The following is a 16,761-nucleotide window of genomic DNA, read 5'->3' as shown; positions in this document are numbered from 1 at the left end:
CTCCTTGATTACTTTTTCAGCCGCGCACTATCCCCTGCTGTATCGGCCCTTTCAACCGAATCATCAGTAGACCAAAACGTATTTCTGCCACCCTGAAGACGAACGGAACTGGCTTCTCCCTGTATTACTCTGTAGTTTCCCGTATTACACGTCACTACACCGAGTTCTCCATGTCCGTCATGTCCCTGCGTATCCCAGACGAAATTGCCGACACGCTCGCCAACCTCGCCAAAGCAACCGGTCGCACCAAGTCTTACTTGGCGGTGGATGCATTGCGTGAATACCTCGCACGCGAAGCCTGGCAAATCGAAGAAATTCAGAAAGCACTGAAAGAAGCCGACGCTGGTGATTTCGCTACTGATGAGGAAGTCAGGGCCATCGCGGAAAAATGGAATGCCAATGCGAGTTGAGTGGCTAAAAACTGCGTTAAAAAATCTCGATGATGAAGCTGCCTACATCGCTCTCGATAATCCGAAGGCTGCTTCAGAATTTGTCCAGGCTATTTTCGCCAACGTTGATCACCTCACTCGATTTCCCTCTTCGGGTCGCGAAGGCCGCCTTCCGGGCACTCGGGAGTGGGTCGTTCCTGATCGGCCCTATTTGATTCCTTATCGCGTCCGTCAAAGCCGATTGCAGGTTTTGCGTATTTTCCATACCCGACGGCTCCCACCCAAGGCGTGGTAGTAGCGACTTATGAGGGGCGCGCAATCCCCTCCTCAATCGTCCGATTGAACCCGTTCAACGCCTGATCGCCACCCCGACGCTTGTGCCACGGGGGGGGGGGGGTGAGAGGAATGGGCTGGCCGTTAGCTGATGTTATGAATCCACGATTTTCAGTGTCTGGAAGTCAGTCTTCGCGAGCAGGCTCCCACAGGGAATCGAATTTCAAATGTGGGAGTGAGCTTGCTCGCGAAAGCGTCATTGCAGGCGCCGCAGATCTCAGAACTTATCGAGCGTGCGCAATTTCTGCGGCAAGGCCCACAGCAAAAGTGCCGCAGCGATCAGCGCCGCCACGCCAATGACATACAGCGCCGGCGTGGTGCTGCCGGTCAGATCCTTGATCCGTCCGACCATCACCGGGCTGACGATCCCGCCAAACTGCCCCAGTGTGTTGATCACCGCAATCCCGCCCGCTGCACCAGCGCCAGCACCGGCCAACAACTTCGGTGGCAGCGTCCAGAAGCTCGGAATCGAGGCGATGATCCCGGCGCCAAGCAAGCCAAGAGCAACGATCAAAAACGTGGTGTGACTGGCGAAAATTCCCGCACTGAAAAATCCGATCGCGCCGACGATGACCAGCCCGGCGACAAACTTGCGCCGCTCACCGGTGGCATCCGACAAACGCCCGATCACCACCATACTGATCGCCCCGCAAATGTACGGAATGGCCGTCAGCAGACCGATCATCACCGGGCTCTCGGTACCGGCGCTGCGGATCAACTGTGGCGCCCAGAAGTTCAAGCCGTAGGACGCGACCTGGATCAGAAAATAGATCAGCCCCAAGGTCAAAAATCCGGGAATCTTCAACGCCGCGAGCAACGAGCCGCCGTTCTTGTGCGGTTCATGCTGGGCGATGCGGCTGGACAGCAGTTTCTTCTCGTCAGCGCTTAGCCAGTGCGCGTCCTCGATGCGATCCTTGAGCAGCATCAGCACCAGAAAACCGAGGCCGATACACGGCACGCCGCCGAGCAGGAACAACCAGTGCCAGCCGCGCATTTGCAGAACACCGTCGAGGTGTTCCAGCACCAGCCCGGAGAACGGCGCACCAACCAGACCGGCAAACGCCGAAGCCAGAAACAGCATCGAGGTGATGCGCCCACGGAAGTGCTGCGGGAACCACAGCGTCAGGTAATACAGCACGCCCGGGGCAAACCCGGCTTCCATCGCGCCGATCACAAAGCGCAGCGCGTAGAACTGCCATTCGCTGTTGACGAACACCATCGCTGCCGTCGCCACGCCCCAGGACATCATGATTCGGGCAATCCAGCGCCGTGCGCCAACTTTGTACAGCATCATGTTGCTCGGCACTTCGAACAGCACGTAACCGACCACGAACAGCCCGGCACCGAGGCCGTAAGCGGTGTCGCTCAGGCTCAGGTCGGTCTGCAACTGGAACTTGGCGAAGCTGATGTTGATGCGGTCGAAGAAAGCGAACAGATAGCAGACCATGATCAGCGGCATCAGGCGCCAGGCGACTTTGCTGACCAGGGCTTTTTCGGCGTCGTGATCGACGGACGGACTCGCGCCCGCCTCCATTACATTGAGGCTCATAGCTTTTCTCCAGACGGACTGCCGGTGGGCGTCCGATTGTTTTTGTTGTCTGGTTATGACGCTCACTGTGGAGCGTTTTTCTGTGGGAGCTGGCTTGCCAGCGATGGCGTCAGATCAGTCGAAATCCACGTTGGATGTGACGCCCTCATCGCGGGCAAGCCCGCTCCCACAGGGAATAGCGGTGTTCAAGTGGGGATCGGGTGCAGGTCGCAGTTGCGTCCGGCCTTGGCCAGTTGACCGGGGACTTCGTGGCCCAACAGATCCGGCAGACCTCGCGAGAGTTTCAGCAGCAGCGGCAAGTCGATGCCGGTGTGAATGCCGATTTCATCGCACAGGTTCACCAGGTCTTCAGTGCAGATATTGCCCGACGCACCTGGCGCAAACGGGCAGCCACCAAGGCCACCGAGTGCGGCATCGAAACGCCGCGCGCCCACCTCGTAAGCCGCCAGCACATTGCACAGCCCCAGACCCCGGGTGTTGTGAAAATGCAGGGTCAGATCGGCCGGCGAGACCCGCTGCAACACCCGCCGCACCAAGCGATCTACCTGACGCGGATTGGCCATGCCAGTGGTGTCGGCGAGGGTGATGCCGGCAATGCCGAGTTCCTGATACGCGTCGACGATCTGCAGCACGCGGTCCTCGTCGATCTGACCTTCGAACGGACAACCGAACGTGGTGGCGATGCTACCGTTGAGGCGCACACCGGAACCGCTGGCGAACGAAACGATGTCACCGAACGCCGCCAACGAGTCGTCACAGCGCATGCGCATATTGGCCATGTTGTGCGTCTGGCTGGCGGACATCACCAGATTCAGTTCATCGGCGCCCGCCTCCAGTGCACGCTGCGCACCTTTGAGGTTGGGAATCAGCGCGACGTAAATCACCCCAGGCTGGCGTTGAATGCCGCTGAAGACTTGCTCGCCATCACGCAGCGCCGGAATGGCTTTCGGCGACACGAACGAACCGGCCTCGATACGGCTGAAACCGGCCAGTGACAGCTGATCGATCAGGGCGATCTTGTCAGCGGTTTCCACCCAGGTCGGCTCGATCTGCAAACCGTCGCGCGGCGAGACTTCCTGGACGATCAGGGTTTGCGAATAGTCCGTGATCATTGCACCACCCCTTGGCTTTTCAGGCGTTCGATATCGAGTTCAGTCAGGCCGAGGCCGGCAAGAATACCGTCGGTGTGCTGGCCGAGTTTTGGCCCCGACCAGTTCACGCCGCCGGGGGTTTCCGAGAGTTTAGGGACGATGCCGGGCATCTTCACTGTTGCACCGCCGGGCAACTCGGCACTGAGCAGCATGTCGCGTGCCTGATAGTGCGGATCGGCAACGATGTCGGCCACCGAATAAATGCGCCCGGCCGGCACTTCAGCCGCTTCCAGCGCCGCGAGCACGTCGTCGATCGGCAGGCTGCTGGTCCAGTGGGTGATGGCGGCGTCGAGCAAACCGCTCTTGGCGGCGCGACCGTCGTTGTGGGCGAATTCCTCTGCGTCAGCCAGGTCTTCGCGGCCAATGGTGTGCATCAGACGCTTGTAGATCGGGTCGCTGTTGCCGGCAATCACCACATAGGCCCCGTCAGCCGTCAGGTAAGTATTGGACGGTGCGATACCCGGCAACGCGCCGCCGCTGCGTTCGCGGACATGGCCCTGCATGTCGTATTCCGGCACCAGACTTTCCATGACGTTGAACACGCTTTCGGCCAGCGACACGTCGACGATCTGTCCGCCGCCCTGCCCGGTCTTGACCCGCAACAGTGACATCAGCGCGCCAATCACCGCGTGCAATGAGGCCAGCGAATCACCGAGGCTGACGCCGACCCGCGCCGGTGGCGAACCGGGGGTGCCGGTGGTGTAACGAATGCCGCCCATCGCTTCACCGATCGCGCCGAAGCCGGGACGATCACGGTACGGGCCGGTCTGGCCATAGCCGGAAATGCGCACGAGGGTGAGATTGGGGTTCAGCGCGTGAAGCACGTCCCAACCGAGGCCAAGTTTCTCCAGCGCACCGGGGCGCAGGTTTTCGATGATCACGTCAGCGTCGCTGGCCAGTTGCTTGACCAGTTCGATGCCTTCGGCGGATTTCAGATTGAGTGCCAGCGATTTCTTGTTGCGTGATTGCAGGTACCACCACAGCGACGTGCCTTCGTGCAGCTTGCGCCATTTGCGCAGCGGGTCGCCCTGACCCATGGCTTCGATCTTGATCACTTCGGCGCCGAACTCGGCGAGCATGCGCGCGGCAAACGGCGCGGCGATCAGGGTGCCGATCTCGATCACTTTGATCGCACTCAAGGGGGCAGTCATCGCGGGGTACCTCTTGTTCTTGGAATATGCGCCAAGGCTAGAGGAACGATGATCGGGCAATCCAGCCGTGTCTCGGCAATGGGCGTTCGCGAAATGCGAACGCTCGGGGGGTTTGTGGTGGATTCAAGGCCGCCTTCGCGAGCAAGCTCGCTCCCACAATGGATATGTGTTGAACACAGAATCTGTAGCCGCCACCAATCCCTGTGGGAGCGAGCTTGCTCGCGAAGAGGCCGGAACATTCACTGGAGATCTATGCGCCCTGCCCCCGCAAATGCTCGAACAACAACCGACTCACCGGCGACAACCGCGCCTCATCCCGCACCACCACAATCAACGCGCGATCCGACCAGTCATCCGTCAACGGCACCGCGTGCAACCCCAGCGCCTGACCAAACAGTTCATAAGCACGCTGCGGCAAGATGCCGATACCCATGTTGGCCTGAACCATCCGGCACACCGCATCGAACCCCGGCACATGAATGCGAATGCGCAGAACCTTGCCAGCCTGTCGCGCTGCCGCGTGGGTGCGCATATTGATCGAACTGGCCGCGTGCAAACCGACGTAATCGGTGTCCAGGGTTTCATCGAACGCCACCGATTCACGAGCGGCCAACGGGTGCTCCGGCAGCATCACCACCACCAGTTTGTCCTGACGGTACAACACGCTGTGCAAGCCTTTGGTGTCGCTGTCGTTGGAACAGATACCGAGATCCGCCACGCCATCGAGCACGCCTTGAATCACCCCGGCGCTGGGCCGTTCTTCAAGGTCGGTCTTGACCTGCGGATGCTGCGCGGAAAAATCGCGCAAGTCTTCGGGAAGAAACTGAATGATCGCCGAGAGGTTCGCCAGCATGCGCACATAACCCCGCACACCGTGGCTGTGTTCGCCGAGTTCCAGGCCCATTTTCTCGACGTTGAACAGCATCTGCCGGGCATGGTGCAACAACGTTTCCCCGGCCGGGGTCAACGTCATGCCCTTGGCCTGACGCACGTACAGGCTGATCCCCAGCGCCTCCTCCAGCTCCATCAGGCGCTTGCTCGCCGCCGACACCGCGATGGCTTCGCGCAAGGCCGCGCGGGTCAGCGTGCCCTCTTCGTGCACGGCGACAAACAGTTGCAGGGTGATCAGGTCGAGGCGGCGGATCAGGCTTTTTTGCAGCATGGAGGGCTCGCTGACTGGGGTTCGTCCGAGTCGGCAGGATAGCCCGGAATTCAATCACACCGAAAATGTGATGAACCTGCCCCGTCAGCTCGCCGCTGTCAGCAATCGCACCAGGTGAGCGGCTTCATTTCGCTGCCCCAGCACCAGCACCGACGAACCCTGCAGACAGGCGTCCTGCGCAATCCACTCGATACCGGCGGCGCCCTCGACAGCAAATGCCGGATCCACGGCACCATCGGCCAAAAAGCCTCCGGTGAGTAAGCGTCGTTCGCCGTCCGAGGTCTGTCCGACCGTGACGATTCTCGGGCCGGGGGAGGCATTCAGCGCGAACCCTGCGCTCCAGCTTTTAAGATCCAGTAGCCGCGTTGCGGCAGTAATGACTGGCGCACCGCCGTTGAATGCTGGATCAAACTCACCGTCGCGGGTGATCCCGCTGATGAAGCCATGCTGACGCTTTTCCCCGGCAGACGACTCGACGGCCGATCCGATCAACAACAGGCGCTGCGCCGATTGCCCAACGATGCGATTCACCGAGCTTTCGAGCGGTGCACCCGCATTTTGCAGTTCCAGCAGCAGCGTGCCTTTCTCGCCGAACGACTCAGCATCCTGCCCGGAACGCTCGTAAGCCATGACCAAACCCTGGTTGGTCACTTCAGTCTTGCCATGGACCAGAATCTGCCCATCGTCCAACTGCGTAACCCCGTGCAACGTGATCGCCACACCGGAAAGCGTCAGGTGAATCCAGCCTTTGCCTGCAAACTCCGGGTCATCCTTGCCATCCAGAAAAAAACGCGTCAATAACCCGCTGCCCCCTTGAGAGGTGACGAAAAGCAATCTGTCCGGCAGCGCTTTCGCTGGAGTGGAGTGCGCCAATATCAAGCGGCCGCCCGTGGCATTGTTCAGCACGGGAATACGCATCGGCACGACTCGGTAGCCTGTCTGTCCATCACCAAATTCGGGATCGAGCGTACCGTCCGGTTTGAATCGAGCGATGATTTGCTCAAGCTTGCCTGCTGCATCTGCAAGCACTGCGCACAACCAGAATACGCCGCTCTCACCGACGAGCAGATTCCCGCCTTGTGACAATCGCCCCCTGACAAACTGACCGCGAAGGTACCCGCCCTCGCCGAAGCTGGTATCGAGATGACCATCCGCGAGCAATCGCGTCAGGCCGTAATGCGAGGCTCCCGATGCATCGATGACGGTCGTACTGACCATGATGTGTCCCGAAGGCAGCACTGCGACACTTTTCCCGATGGTTTTGCGCGCGGCTGGAAACTGCAGTGTTTGCAGGCCCGAGTGGGCAAAGGTCTGATCCAACTCACCGGCTGATCGTGCTTTACGTGCATTGGCTTTTGGCATGTTCGTGTGCTCCTCAAGGCGATCGGAGTCGACCCCTGTTGTCAGAGCATTCGATCCGAAGCAGCCACACCAGACAACTGACATAAATGACAGTTTTTTAGAACAAAATGAAATTGCCGCCCAAGCAAAAAAAGCTAAAAAACTGGTAGTTCTTACAGGTTCTAAACGGGACACACCGTGCCAGTGTTTCGTTTCAAATTCAGCCTGAAACGAGAAGCACAATGAGCACTCCCGACAAGCCCAATACGCAACCTGTCCCGCCCCCGACCATCACCTACCCCGAAGAGGACAAGAACACGGGAGTTGCAACACTGTTTCTCGGCAGCGGTATACCGGGGGCTCTGGTGCAGGTCTGGAACGTTGAAGAGACACATTCGCTGGGTGGAGGACAGGTCAGCGCAAAGGGACGATGGGCGTTTAGCTTCAGCGGTGCCCAGTTTCCGGGAGAGCATAGGATCAAGGCCCGCCAGGAGGTGGATGGAGTCATGTCAGGTTGGAGTGAAGTGCGCAAATACAAGGCGCTCTTGGTGCCCCCCGTCAACATTCCGATAGTGATGGGACCGGAGGAAGAAGCGGAGGTAGATGCCGTTCCGGTCTTTTATGGCAATGTCACCAAGCCCATTGGCATCGTTAGCATTATCGATTTGGACACCGACCTGGAGATTGCCAGAGCCAGCGTCGACAGCGAGCAATGGCATACTCAAGCTACACCCCCCCTAACGAAAGGCAGGTATCGAATATCCGCCATTCACAACATCAACGGAGAATTGTCAGACTGGGGCCGTGTTCGAACATTTACGGTGATCACTGAGGACAAAGACAAGGGCAAAACCTAGCAGTCAAGCCCGTTGCCCCCGTCATGACCGCTCAAAACGCGTTGCGAAAAATCTCCTCGATCTGGCGCTGATCCGCCGCCCGAGGATTGGTCAAACCGCAGGCGTCTTTCAGGGCATTGGTGGCGAGCAGCGGAATGTCACTGAGCTTGGCGCCGAGTTCACGCAAGCCTCCGGGAATCTCGACATCTTTGGCCAGGCAGCGGATCGCGTTGATCGCCGCCTGCGCGCCCTCTTCGGCACTGAAACCGCGAATATCCGCACCCATGGCGTGGGCCACATCGGTCAGCCGCTCGGCACACACCAGCGCATTGAAGGTCTGCACGTGGGGCAGCAGCACGGCGTTGCACACGCCATGGGGCAAGTCGTAGAAACCACCCAATTGATGCGCCATGGCATGCACGTAACCGAGCGAAGCATTGTTGAAGGCCATGCCGGCGAGGAACTGCGCGTACGCCATGTTTTCCCGTGCGGCGAGGTCGCTGCCGTCGCGCACGGCCAGGCGCAGGTTGTTGCTGATCAGGGTCATGGCCTTCAGCGCACAGGCGTCGGTGATCGGGTTGGCGGCGGTCGAGACATAAGCCTCGATGGCGTGGGTCAGCGCATCCATGCCGGTGGCGGCGGTCAAGCCTTTGGGCATGGCGAGCATCAGCGCCGGGTCGTTGACCGACAGCAGCGGCGTGACATTACGGTCGACGATGGCCATTTTCACGTGGCGCGATTCGTCGGTGATGATGCAAAACCTGGTCATCTCGCTGGCGGTGCCGGCGGTGGTATTGATCGCGATCAGCGGCAGTTGCGGCTTGCTCGATTGGTCGACGCCCTCGTAATCGCGAATCTGCCCGCCATTGGTCGCGCACAGGGCAATGCCTTTAGCGCAGTCGTGCGGCGAACCGCCGCCCAGCGACACGACGAAATCGCAGCGACTTTCCTTGAGCAACCCCAGACCCGACTCGACATTGGCGATGCTCGGGTTCGGTTTGGCGCCGTCGAAAATCACCGAGTCGATGTCCTGCATCGCCAGCTTCTCGGCGATCATGGTCGCCACGCCGGCCTTGGCCAAACCTGTGTCAGTGACGATCAGCGCCTTGCGAAAACCGTAGTTGCGGATCGCGACCATGGCCTCGTCGAGGCAGCCGCTGCCCATGATGTTGACCGCCGGAATGAAAAAGGTGCTGCTCATCGTGCATCTCCTGACTGAGGCCGAATCGACTGCGCCGATCCGGCGGATGCACACAGGATCGACCGATCGGTCACGACCGATGTTGATCTGGCTCAATGCCCGCTCGTGATAAAGTCGCCGCCCATCAGCCCTTTGTTTTGAGACGCCTGTGCAATGACCGATTTTCTGGATGTCGACGCCACTCTCGAAGACTGGAACGCCTTGCGCGCCACCAGCGACTTCAACGGCCTGCTGGTGGGCAATGGCGCCAGTCGTGCGGTGTGGGATGACTTCGGCTATGACTCGCTGTTCGAAAACGCCCGAACCGTCGAGGAGAAACCACTCAGCCCGTCGGAACTGGCGGTGTTCGACGCCATGCAAACGCGCAGTTTCGAGCAGGTACTCGGCGCACTGAAAACCACCAGCCGGGTCAATAAGGCGTTGGCCGTCAGCTCGGCGGCACCGCGCAATCGCTACTACGCGATCAAGGAAGCGCTGATCAACACCGTGCACGCCGTACACATTCCGTGGCGACTGGTGAAGCCTTCGACGCTGGCGACGGTGAACGAAGAACTGGCGCGCTATCGCACCGTGTTCACCACCAATTACGACCTGCTCAACTACTGGGCACTGCAACACAACAGCGCGGCCATTGACGATCTGTTCAACGGCGCCAGCGCGAGTTTTGATCTGAGCGAAACTGCCACCGACAAACCGCGCTTGTTGTACCTGCACGGTGGTCTGCATCTGGTGCGCAATCAGGACGGCACCGCGCGCAAGCTGACCTCAACCGAGGGCACGCTGCTCGGCAGCTTCGCAATCAACAACACGCTCAAGACGCTGGATGACGTGCCGCTGTTCGTCACCGAAGGGCCGAGTGCGGACAAACTCAAGACCATTCGCAGCTCGGATTATCTGTCGTTCTGTTATCAGCAGTTATTGGGGCATGGCGGCAGTTTGTGTATCTTTGGCCATGCGTTGGGGGAGCAGGATGCGCACATCGTGCGGGCGTTGCGCCTGGCGAAACCGAAGGTGGTGGCGATCTCGATTTATCCGCGCAGTGCGGCGTTTGTTCAGCATCAGAAGCGGCATTACGCGCAGGTGTTTGAGGGCACGGGTGTGGAGTTGCGGTTTTTTGATGCCAAGAGCCATGCGCTCGGCAATCCGAAGTTGTCGGTGCCGGTCGAGATTTAGTGGCGAGGCTACCGACGCCATCGCGAGCAGGCTCACTCCTACAGGGGATCGCATTTCAACTGTAGGAGTGAGCCTGCTCGCGATAGCTTTAGCCCAATCAACTCATTCCTCGGTGCTGTGCACCACCACCAGCAACTGCGCCTGCACCTCCCCCACCGAGCGGATCCGGTGCGGTTTCTGTGCATTGAAGTGCAGCGCATCACCGCGTTCCAGCAGCACCTTTTCGTTCATGAAATCCACTTCGACCTGCCCTTCGTGGACGAACAGAAACTCTTCGCCCAAATGCTCCTTGAACGTTTTGTCAGTGAACTCGCTCGGCGGGTAGATGATGAACGGCAGCAGACTGCGCTCGCTGACCTGATGGGCCAACACGGCGTACCCGGGACTCTGGTCATTCGCCGCCAGTGACTGGCGCTCATGGCTGCGCACCAGGCTGTAGCTGTCGAGGCTGACGTTGTCTTCGGAGAACAATTCCTCGACTTTCACATTCAGCGCTTTCGCCAGTTTCAACGCAGCAGCAATCGACGGCGTGTTCAGCCCGCGCTCGACTTTGGACAGATAACTCTTGGTCATGCCGGATTTTTCGGCCAGCGCCTCAAGGGTTACACCAAGTTTTTTTCTCAATAATTTCAAACGGATAGACATGCGCAGCAGTTATTCCATGGAGGAAGCGACGATTCGTGCTTGCCAATGACACTTTGTGTCATATAGCCTCTTTCGTGTCATTTGCAATCACCCAAAGGACACAGACATGGCCAAGACATTAGCACTACCCAAAGACCAACTGGTCAAGCAAGCGCTGACCCAGATGCAAAAAAGCCTGGCGGATAATACGTGGACGGACCGGCAAAAGCTGGCCCTGACCTGCCGGATCCTCTTCGAGAACGGTCACGACTCCGGTCTGGCCGGACAAATTACCGCCCGTGGGCCGCAGCCCGGCACCTATTACACGCAGCAACTGGGGCTGGGTTTCGACGAAATCACCGCGAGCAATCTGCTGCTGGTCAACGAGGATCTCGAAGTCCTCGAAGGTCACGGCATGGCCAACCCGGCCAACCGTTTCCACAGCTGGGTGTACCGCGCCCGGCCGGACGTGAACTGCATCATCCACACCCACCCGACCCACGTCGCGGCGCTGTCGATGCTGGAGGTGCCGCTGCAGATTTCCCACATGGACCTGTGCCCACTGTACGACGACTGCGCGTTTCTCGAAGGCTGGCCGGGTGTACCGGTGGGTAACGAAGAAGGCGAGTTGATTGCCGGTGCACTGGGCGACAAACGCGCGATTGTGCTTTCGCACCACGGTCAACTGTCGACCGGCACAACGATTGAAGAGGCCTGTGTCATCGCCCAACTGATCGAGCGCGCGGCAAAACTGCAACTGCTGGCGATGGCGGCCGGTACGATCAAACCGATCATTCCCGAGCTGGGCCGCGAGGCGCACGACTGGATCGCCAAGCCGAAACGCCACGCCGCTGCCTTCAACTATTACGCCCGGCAGAACCTGCGCCAACACGCCGATTGCCTGAACTGAAACCTGTTACGGAGAGATTCCCATGTCCACTATTCACGGCATCATCGGCTACACCATCACCCCGTTCGGCGCCAACGGCGAAGGGCTGGACCTGCCAGCGCTCGGGCAATCGATCGATCGCCTGATCGACAGCGGCGTCCACGCCATCGCGCCGTTGGGCAGCACTGGCGAAGGCGCTTACCTGAGCGATGCGGAGTGGGATCAGGTTGCCGAGTTCAGCATCAAGCACGTCGCCAAACGGGTGCCGACCATTGTCAGCGTGTCTGACCTGACCACCGCCAAAGCCGTGCGCCGCGCACGTTTCGCCGAAGGTCACGGTGCCGATGTGGTAATGGTGCTGCCGGCTTCGTACTGGAAGCTCACCGAGGCGGAAATCCTCGCCCACTACCGCGCCATCGGCGAGCGCATCGGCGTGCCGATCATGCTCTACAACAACCCGGCCACCAGCGGCACCGACATGTCGGTGGAGCTGATTTTGCGCATCGTCAAAGGCGTGGAAAACGTGACCATGGTCAAGGAGAGCACCGGCGATATTCAGCGCATGCACAAACTGCAATTGCTCGGCGAAGGTCAGGTGCCGTTCTACAACGGCTGCAATCCGCTGGCACTGGAAGCGTTTGCGGCCGGGGCGAAAGGCTGGTGCACGGCGGCGCCGAACTTGATCCCGCAGTTGAACCTAGATCTCTATGACGCGGCTAAGGCTGGGGATCTGGATCGGGCGCGGGATCTGTTCTATCGCCAGTTGCCGCTGCTGGATTTCATCCTCAAGGGTGGCTTGCCGGCGACGATCAAGGCAGGGTTGCGGCAGACCGGGCTGGAGGTGGGCGATCCACGTTTGCCGGTATTTCCGTTGAGTGAAGCGGGCCAGACCCAGCTGCAAGCGATCCTCAAGTCCCTGCGCTGATCACACTGACACAAAGCAAATTTAATGTGGGAGCGAGCCTGCTCGCGAAGACGGTGCATCAGTCGATGATGATGTTGACTGATACACCGCTTTCGCGAGCAAGCTCGCTCCCACAGGGGATTTTGGTGGATTTGAAAGTGAGGTCAGAGCACCGGCAAGGTCTTGTCCTTGATCACTTTGCTCGGTCCGTTCGCCTTCACACTGGCAATGCCTTTATCGCACGCCGCCTCCGACGAATACGATTCACTGCTGCCGATAATCTGATGATTGGCCGCTTTCAGGTTGAAGTACGGATGGCCGTCCTTCGTCGACTTCTTCTCATAGCGCTCCTCCAACGGGCTGTTGGTTTGCACCGAAGCGATGCCGCCGTCGGCCGCAGCGCGAGTGGTGTACAGCTCGCTGGTCAGAATCGTTTCGGCATTCGCCGCTTTCAGCACGAACCTGAACTGGCCGTTGCTGCTTTTACTGATTTCGTACCATCCGGACATGCGCGTTTCTCCTTGGCGATTGAGAGGTTTTTCGCCAATGAGTAAAGACCAGTCCAGAACATCTGTCGCTTGAACCGGCCTCTTCGCGAGCAGGCTCGCTCCCACTTTAGAGCGAGTTCTCCAAGGATATGTGGGAGCGAGCCTGCTCGCGAATGAGGCAACTCGGTGCCGGCTATTTCACCACCGCCCGCACCACCGACAACTCCGGCGCATTCACCCGCCGCTGACTCAGATAGCGCGTACAACTCACCCGCAGGAACGAGGCAAAATTCACCACTTCGCCGCGATAATCCATCACCTCTTCATACAGCTTGGCGATCAGCTGGTTGGTGGTCATGCCGTCGACCTCGGCGATTTCGCTGAGGATGTCCCAGAACTGATTCTCCAGGCGCAACGTCGTCACCACACCGCAGATGCGCAGCGAACGCGAGCGTGATTCGTAGAGAATCGGGTCAGCCTTGACGTAGAGCTCGCACATCGGCGGATCCTCGTTACAGGGTGATTTTGGTGCCGAGCAAGCCGAGGAAACCGGCCAGCCAGTTCGGATGCGCCGGCCATGCCGGGGCTGTGGCCAGATTGGCTTGAACGTGGCCGTCCGTCACCGGGATATCGATGTACGTACCGCCCGCCAGTCGCACTTCCGGCGCGCAGGCCGGATAGGCGCTGCATTCGCGGCCTTCAAGTACACCCGCCGCCGCAAGCAATTGCGCGCCGTGACAGACGGCGGCAATCGGTTTGCCGGCCTTGTCGAAGGCGCGCACCAGATCGAGGACTTTTTCGTTGAGGCGCAAGTATTCCGGGGCACGACCACCGGGGATCAGCAGCGCGTCGTAATCGGCCTCGCTGACCTTGGCGAAATCGAAGTTGAGCGCGAACAGGTGACCGGGCTTTTCGCTGTAGGTCTGATCGCCTTCAAAGTCATGGATCGCAGTGCGCACGGTTTTACCGGCAGCCTTGTCCGGGCACACGGCGTGAACGGTGTGACCGACCATTTGCAGGGCCTGGAACGGCACCATCACTTCGTAGTCTTCGACGTAATCGCCGACCAGCATCAGGATCTTTTTCGCGGCCATGGGGGGATTCCTCTGGAAATTACCTGGGAGTGTTCAAGGTAGACCTATTCGAGAGTGACGGGTAACAACGGGCTACTACCGAGTTGAGGCCATCGCGAGCAGGCTCACTCCTACAGGGGTACGCATTTCAACTGTAGGAGTGAGCCTGCTCGCGATGGCGTCCGCAAACTGTACGCCTAAGTCTGTGCCTAGCTGTAACAGCTCGAACTGCAAGGTTTATGGCTTTATGAAGGTCATTCCCTGCCACCTTCAATTCTGGTCTCCATCATGTCCTCGCGCGAAAACACCGGCATGGCCCTCGGCCTGCTCGGCGTGGTGATCTTCAGCCTTACCCTGCCCTTCACCCGCATCGTGGTGCAGGAACTGCATCCATTGCTCAACGGTTTGGGCCGCGCGTTGTTCGCGGCAATTCCGGCGGCGCTGCTGCTTTTGTGGCGGCGCGAGAAATGGCCGACGTGGCAGCAAGTCAAAGGCCTGAGCCTGGTGATCGCCGGGGTGATTCTGGGTTTTCCGGTGTTGTCGGCGTGGGCCATGCAGACATTGCCGGCGTCCCACGGTGCGCTGGTCAATGGGCTGCAACCTTTGTGCGTGGCGCTGTACGCCGCGTGGCTGTCCCACGAACGTCCGTCAAAAGCCTTCTGGGCCTGCGCGGCGCTGGGCAGTGCATTGGTGCTCGGATATGCGCTGTACACCGGTGCCGGCAGTATTCAGGCGGGTGATCTGTTGATGCTCGGCGCGATTGCGGTCGGTGGTTTGGGTTACGCCGAGGGCGGTCGATTAGCCAAGGAGATGGGCGGCTGGCAGGTGATCTGCTGGGCGCTGGTGCTGTCGACGCCGTTGTTGATCGGGCCGGTGCTGTATCTGGCGCTGCAACATCAGGGCGCGGTGTCGGCCAAGGCCTGGTGGGCGTTCGGGTATGTGGCGCTGTTTTCGCAGTTTCTCGGATTTTTCGCGTGGTACGCAGGGCTGGCCATGGGCGGGATCGCCCGGGTCAGTCAGATCCAGTTATTGCAGATTTTCTTCACCATCGCGTTTTCGGCGCTGTTCTTTGGTGAACATGTCGAGCCGATTACCTGGGTGTTTGCGTGTGGCGTGATTGCGACCGTCATGCTCGGCCGCAAAACCGCGGTGAAATCAAATGTGGGAGCGAGCCTGCTCGCGAAGGGTCCGTAACAGCCAATATCATTGTTGAATGTCAGTCCGCCTTCGCGAGCAGGCTCGCTCCCACAGGGTCAGTGTCAAGCCAGGTAACCATCCGCGCGCAGCAAGGTTTCCAGGCAGTGTTCGCTGATGTGGTAGAAGGCCTTCAACTCCTGAATTTTCACCAACAACTGCGCCGGGTCCACCGGTTCGGCGCGCTTCACCGCCAGAATCATTTTGTTCTTGTTGGTGTGTTCCAGCGAGATGAACTCGAACACCTTGGTCTCGTAACCGCAGGCTTCAAGGAACAGCGCGCGCAAGCTGTCGGTGACCATTTCCGCCTGCTGCCCCAGGTGCAAACCATATTGCAGCATCGGCTTGAGCAACGCTGGGCTCTGGATCTGCAGGCGGATCTGTTTGTGGCAGCACGGCGAGCACATGATGATCGACGCGCCGGAACGGATGCCGGTGTGGATCGCGTAATCGGTAGCGATGTCGCAGGCATGCAGGGCGATCATCACGTCCAGCTCGCTCGGCGCCACGCTGCGCACGTCACCGCACTTGAACACCAGCCCCGGGTGATCGAGTTTCGCAGCAGCGGCGTTGCACAGGTTGACCATTTCCTCACGCAACTCGACGCCGGTGACCTCGCCTTCAGCCTTGAGCGTATTGCGCAGGTAATCGTGAATGGCGAACGTCAGATAGCCCTTGCCCGAACCGAAATCTGCCACCCGCACCGGTTTGTCCAGCGCCAGCGGCGAGGAGGTCAGGGCATGGCTGAACACTTCGATGAACTTGTTGATCTGCTTCCACTTGCGTGACATCGCCGGGATCAGCTCATGTTGCGCATTGGTTACGCCCAGATCCTTGAGGAACGGTCGGCTCAACTCGAGGAAGCGATTTTTCTCGCGGTTGTGCTCAGCGGACGGTGCTTCGCGCAATTGCTGAGGTTTGCTCTTGAACAGCGAGCTCTTGCCCTTTTTGCTGTATTCGAGCTGGGCTTCATCAGTGACTGCGAGTAAATGCGCATTTTTGAAAGAGACCGGCAACAGCTCGGCAATCGCCGCCACGCCGTCAGCCAAGGGCAGATTCTTGGTGATGTCGCGGGTTTTGTAGCGATAGACGAACGACAGATTCGGCTGCGCCTTGACCGTCACCGGTTTGATGATGACTCGCTGCAGATCCACTTCTTCGCCGACGTATTTGGCCAGCACCAGTTTGATGAAGCCGTTCTGTTCGAGGCTGGCTTGCAGCAGCTCGATGAACTGGGCGTGGTGATCGGGCGCAGGCTTGATGGACGGGGCAGTAACGGACATGAAAAAGCGGCCTCGGACGG

18 protein-coding genes are annotated in these 16,761 nt (G+C 59.4%); 7 read left to right on the top strand and 11 right to left on the bottom strand.

Features of this window, described 5'->3' with window-relative positions; genetic code table 11:
- Positions 1–170: 170 nt before the first annotated feature.
- On the top strand, positions 171–410 hold the full coding sequence (locus HU754_RS08075) for a CopG family ribbon-helix-helix protein (protein ID WP_186623784.1): 240 nt from the start codon (positions 171–173) through the stop codon (positions 408–410).
- A complete protein-coding gene (locus tag HU754_RS08070) occupies positions 400–684 on the top strand; it encodes a type II toxin-antitoxin system RelE/ParE family toxin (protein WP_186623775.1) in 285 nt (94 codons plus the stop codon). The genes HU754_RS08075 and HU754_RS08070 overlap by 11 nt, the downstream gene beginning before the upstream one ends.
- Before the next feature lie 255 nt (positions 685–939).
- Here the strand turns inward: HU754_RS08070 and HU754_RS08065 are convergent, their stop codons facing one another.
- From HU754_RS08065 to HU754_RS08045, 5 genes are all read right to left on the bottom strand, one after another.
- Positions 940–2,271, bottom strand: a complete 1,332-nt coding sequence (locus HU754_RS08065; RefSeq protein ID WP_186623773.1) for an MFS transporter — start codon at positions 2,269–2,271, stop codon at positions 940–942.
- A gap of 185 nt (positions 2,272–2,456) precedes the next feature.
- Positions 2,457–3,383 carry a hydroxymethylglutaryl-CoA lyase gene (locus tag HU754_RS08060; protein ID WP_186623771.1) on the bottom strand — a complete coding sequence of 309 codons (927 nt, stop codon included), beginning with the start codon at positions 3,381–3,383 and terminating at the stop codon, positions 2,457–2,459.
- A complete protein-coding gene (locus HU754_RS08055) occupies positions 3,380–4,573 on the bottom strand; it encodes a CaiB/BaiF CoA transferase family protein (protein WP_186623769.1) in 1,194 nt (397 codons plus the stop codon). Before HU754_RS08055 ends, HU754_RS08060 begins: the two co-directional genes overlap by 4 nt.
- A gap of 250 nt (positions 4,574–4,823) precedes the next feature.
- A complete protein-coding gene (locus tag HU754_RS08050) occupies positions 4,824–5,735 on the bottom strand; it encodes a LysR family transcriptional regulator (RefSeq protein WP_186623767.1) in 912 nt (303 codons plus the stop codon).
- An 84-nt stretch (positions 5,736–5,819) separates the two neighbouring features.
- On the bottom strand, positions 5,820–7,097 hold the full coding sequence (locus HU754_RS08045; RefSeq protein ID WP_186623765.1) for an NHL repeat-containing protein: 1,278 nt from the start codon (positions 7,095–7,097) through the stop codon (positions 5,820–5,822).
- A gap of 221 nt (positions 7,098–7,318) precedes the next feature.
- On the opposite strand from HU754_RS08045, the gene HU754_RS08040 reads away from it, so the two are divergent.
- The gene (locus HU754_RS08040; protein WP_186623763.1) at positions 7,319–7,933 is read left to right on the top strand and encodes a hypothetical protein; all 615 of its coding nucleotides are present in this window, start codon (positions 7,319–7,321) and stop codon (positions 7,931–7,933) included.
- A gap of 31 nt (positions 7,934–7,964) precedes the next feature.
- Here HU754_RS08040 and yiaY read toward each other — a convergent pair whose 3' ends face one another.
- A complete protein-coding gene (yiaY, locus tag HU754_RS08035; RefSeq protein WP_186623761.1) occupies positions 7,965–9,113 on the bottom strand; it encodes an L-threonine dehydrogenase in 1,149 nt (382 codons plus the stop codon).
- Between the two features lie 153 nt (positions 9,114–9,266).
- On the opposite strand from yiaY, the gene HU754_RS08030 reads away from it, so the two are divergent.
- Positions 9,267–10,286, top strand: coding sequence for a DUF4917 family protein (locus HU754_RS08030; protein ID WP_186623759.1), 1,020 nt, complete (start codon positions 9,267–9,269; stop codon positions 10,284–10,286).
- 102 nt (positions 10,287–10,388) lie between these two features.
- On the opposite strand, the gene HU754_RS08025 is transcribed toward HU754_RS08030, so the two are convergent.
- Entirely contained in the window at positions 10,389–10,931 is a 543-nt protein-coding gene (locus tag HU754_RS08025) for a helix-turn-helix domain-containing protein (protein ID WP_093438526.1), read from the bottom strand.
- 106 nt (positions 10,932–11,037) lie between these two features.
- Here HU754_RS08025 and HU754_RS08020 point away from each other — a divergent pair, with 106 nt between their 5' ends.
- Both HU754_RS08020 and HU754_RS08015 read left to right on the top strand, forming a co-directional pair.
- Positions 11,038–11,820 carry an aldolase gene (locus HU754_RS08020; RefSeq protein WP_077571483.1) on the top strand — a complete coding sequence of 261 codons (783 nt, stop codon included), beginning with the start codon at positions 11,038–11,040 and terminating at the stop codon, positions 11,818–11,820.
- Positions 11,821–11,842: 22 nt separating this feature from the next.
- Complete coding sequence (locus HU754_RS08015) at positions 11,843–12,724, top strand: dihydrodipicolinate synthase family protein (RefSeq protein WP_186623757.1); 882 nt, start codon at positions 11,843–11,845, stop codon at positions 12,722–12,724.
- Positions 12,725–12,867: 143 nt separating this feature from the next.
- Here the strand turns inward: HU754_RS08015 and HU754_RS08010 are convergent, their stop codons facing one another.
- The 3 genes from HU754_RS08010 to HU754_RS08000 all read right to left on the bottom strand — a co-directional run bounded on the left by HU754_RS08010 (position 12,868) and on the right by HU754_RS08000 (position 14,285).
- The gene (locus tag HU754_RS08010; RefSeq protein WP_186623755.1) at positions 12,868–13,212 is read right to left on the bottom strand and encodes a YegP family protein; all 345 of its coding nucleotides are present in this window, start codon (positions 13,210–13,212) and stop codon (positions 12,868–12,870) included.
- 172 nt (positions 13,213–13,384) lie between these two features.
- Positions 13,385–13,690 carry a ribbon-helix-helix domain-containing protein gene (locus HU754_RS08005; protein WP_099758220.1) on the bottom strand — a complete coding sequence of 102 codons (306 nt, stop codon included), beginning with the start codon at positions 13,688–13,690 and terminating at the stop codon, positions 13,385–13,387.
- Positions 13,691–13,703: 13 nt separating this feature from the next.
- On the bottom strand, positions 13,704–14,285 hold the full coding sequence (locus HU754_RS08000) for a DJ-1/PfpI family protein (protein ID WP_186623754.1): 582 nt from the start codon (positions 14,283–14,285) through the stop codon (positions 13,704–13,706).
- A 267-nt stretch (positions 14,286–14,552) separates the two neighbouring features.
- On the opposite strand from HU754_RS08000, the gene HU754_RS07995 reads away from it, so the two are divergent.
- Positions 14,553–15,458 carry a DMT family transporter gene (locus HU754_RS07995; protein ID WP_077571479.1) on the top strand — a complete coding sequence of 302 codons (906 nt, stop codon included), beginning with the start codon at positions 14,553–14,555 and terminating at the stop codon, positions 15,456–15,458.
- A 65-nt stretch (positions 15,459–15,523) separates the two neighbouring features.
- On the opposite strand, the gene HU754_RS07990 is transcribed toward HU754_RS07995, so the two are convergent.
- Entirely contained in the window at positions 15,524–16,741 is a 1,218-nt protein-coding gene (locus HU754_RS07990; RefSeq protein WP_186623753.1) for a class I SAM-dependent methyltransferase, read from the bottom strand.
- Positions 16,742–16,761 lie beyond the last annotated feature (20 nt).

The organism is Pseudomonas zeae (assembly GCF_014268485.2).
Lineage (GTDB): Bacteria > Pseudomonadota > Gammaproteobacteria > Pseudomonadales > Pseudomonadaceae > Aquipseudomonas > Aquipseudomonas neuropathica.
The sequence above is the reverse complement of the archived record's forward strand: the minus strand, read 5'-3'. Positions and strand labels throughout refer to the sequence as shown.

Coding starts and splice junctions, on each gene's coding strand:
- HU754_RS08075 (WP_186623784.1), top strand. CDS start 171: ATGTCCGTCATGTCCCTGCGTATCCCAGACGAAATTGCCGACACGCTC.
- HU754_RS08070 (WP_186623775.1), top strand. CDS start 400: ATGCGAGTTGAGTGGCTAAAAACTGCGTTAAAAAATCTCGATGATGAA.
- HU754_RS08065 (WP_186623773.1), bottom strand. CDS start 2,271: ATGAGCCTCAATGTAATGGAGGCGGGCGCGAGTCCGTCCGTCGATCAC.
- HU754_RS08060 (WP_186623771.1), bottom strand. CDS start 3,383: ATGATCACGGACTATTCGCAAACCCTGATCGTCCAGGAAGTCTCGCCG.
- HU754_RS08055 (WP_186623769.1), bottom strand. CDS start 4,573: ATGACTGCCCCCTTGAGTGCGATCAAAGTGATCGAGATCGGCACCCTG.
- HU754_RS08050 (WP_186623767.1), bottom strand. CDS start 5,735: ATGCTGCAAAAAAGCCTGATCCGCCGCCTCGACCTGATCACCCTGCAA.
- HU754_RS08045 (WP_186623765.1), bottom strand. CDS start 7,097: ATGCCAAAAGCCAATGCACGTAAAGCACGATCAGCCGGTGAGTTGGAT.
- HU754_RS08040 (WP_186623763.1), top strand. CDS start 7,319: ATGAGCACTCCCGACAAGCCCAATACGCAACCTGTCCCGCCCCCGACC.
- yiaY (WP_186623761.1), bottom strand. CDS start 9,113: ATGAGCAGCACCTTTTTCATTCCGGCGGTCAACATCATGGGCAGCGGC.
- HU754_RS08030 (WP_186623759.1), top strand. CDS start 9,267: ATGACCGATTTTCTGGATGTCGACGCCACTCTCGAAGACTGGAACGCC.
- HU754_RS08025 (WP_093438526.1), bottom strand. CDS start 10,931: ATGTCTATCCGTTTGAAATTATTGAGAAAAAAACTTGGTGTAACCCTT.
- HU754_RS08020 (WP_077571483.1), top strand. CDS start 11,038: ATGGCCAAGACATTAGCACTACCCAAAGACCAACTGGTCAAGCAAGCG.
- HU754_RS08015 (WP_186623757.1), top strand. CDS start 11,843: ATGTCCACTATTCACGGCATCATCGGCTACACCATCACCCCGTTCGGC.
- HU754_RS08010 (WP_186623755.1), bottom strand. CDS start 13,212: ATGTCCGGATGGTACGAAATCAGTAAAAGCAGCAACGGCCAGTTCAGG.
- HU754_RS08005 (WP_099758220.1), bottom strand. CDS start 13,690: ATGTGCGAGCTCTACGTCAAGGCTGACCCGATTCTCTACGAATCACGC.
- HU754_RS08000 (WP_186623754.1), bottom strand. CDS start 14,285: ATGGCCGCGAAAAAGATCCTGATGCTGGTCGGCGATTACGTCGAAGAC.
- HU754_RS07995 (WP_077571479.1), top strand. CDS start 14,553: ATGTCCTCGCGCGAAAACACCGGCATGGCCCTCGGCCTGCTCGGCGTG.
- HU754_RS07990 (WP_186623753.1), bottom strand. CDS start 16,741: ATGTCCGTTACTGCCCCGTCCATCAAGCCTGCGCCCGATCACCACGCC.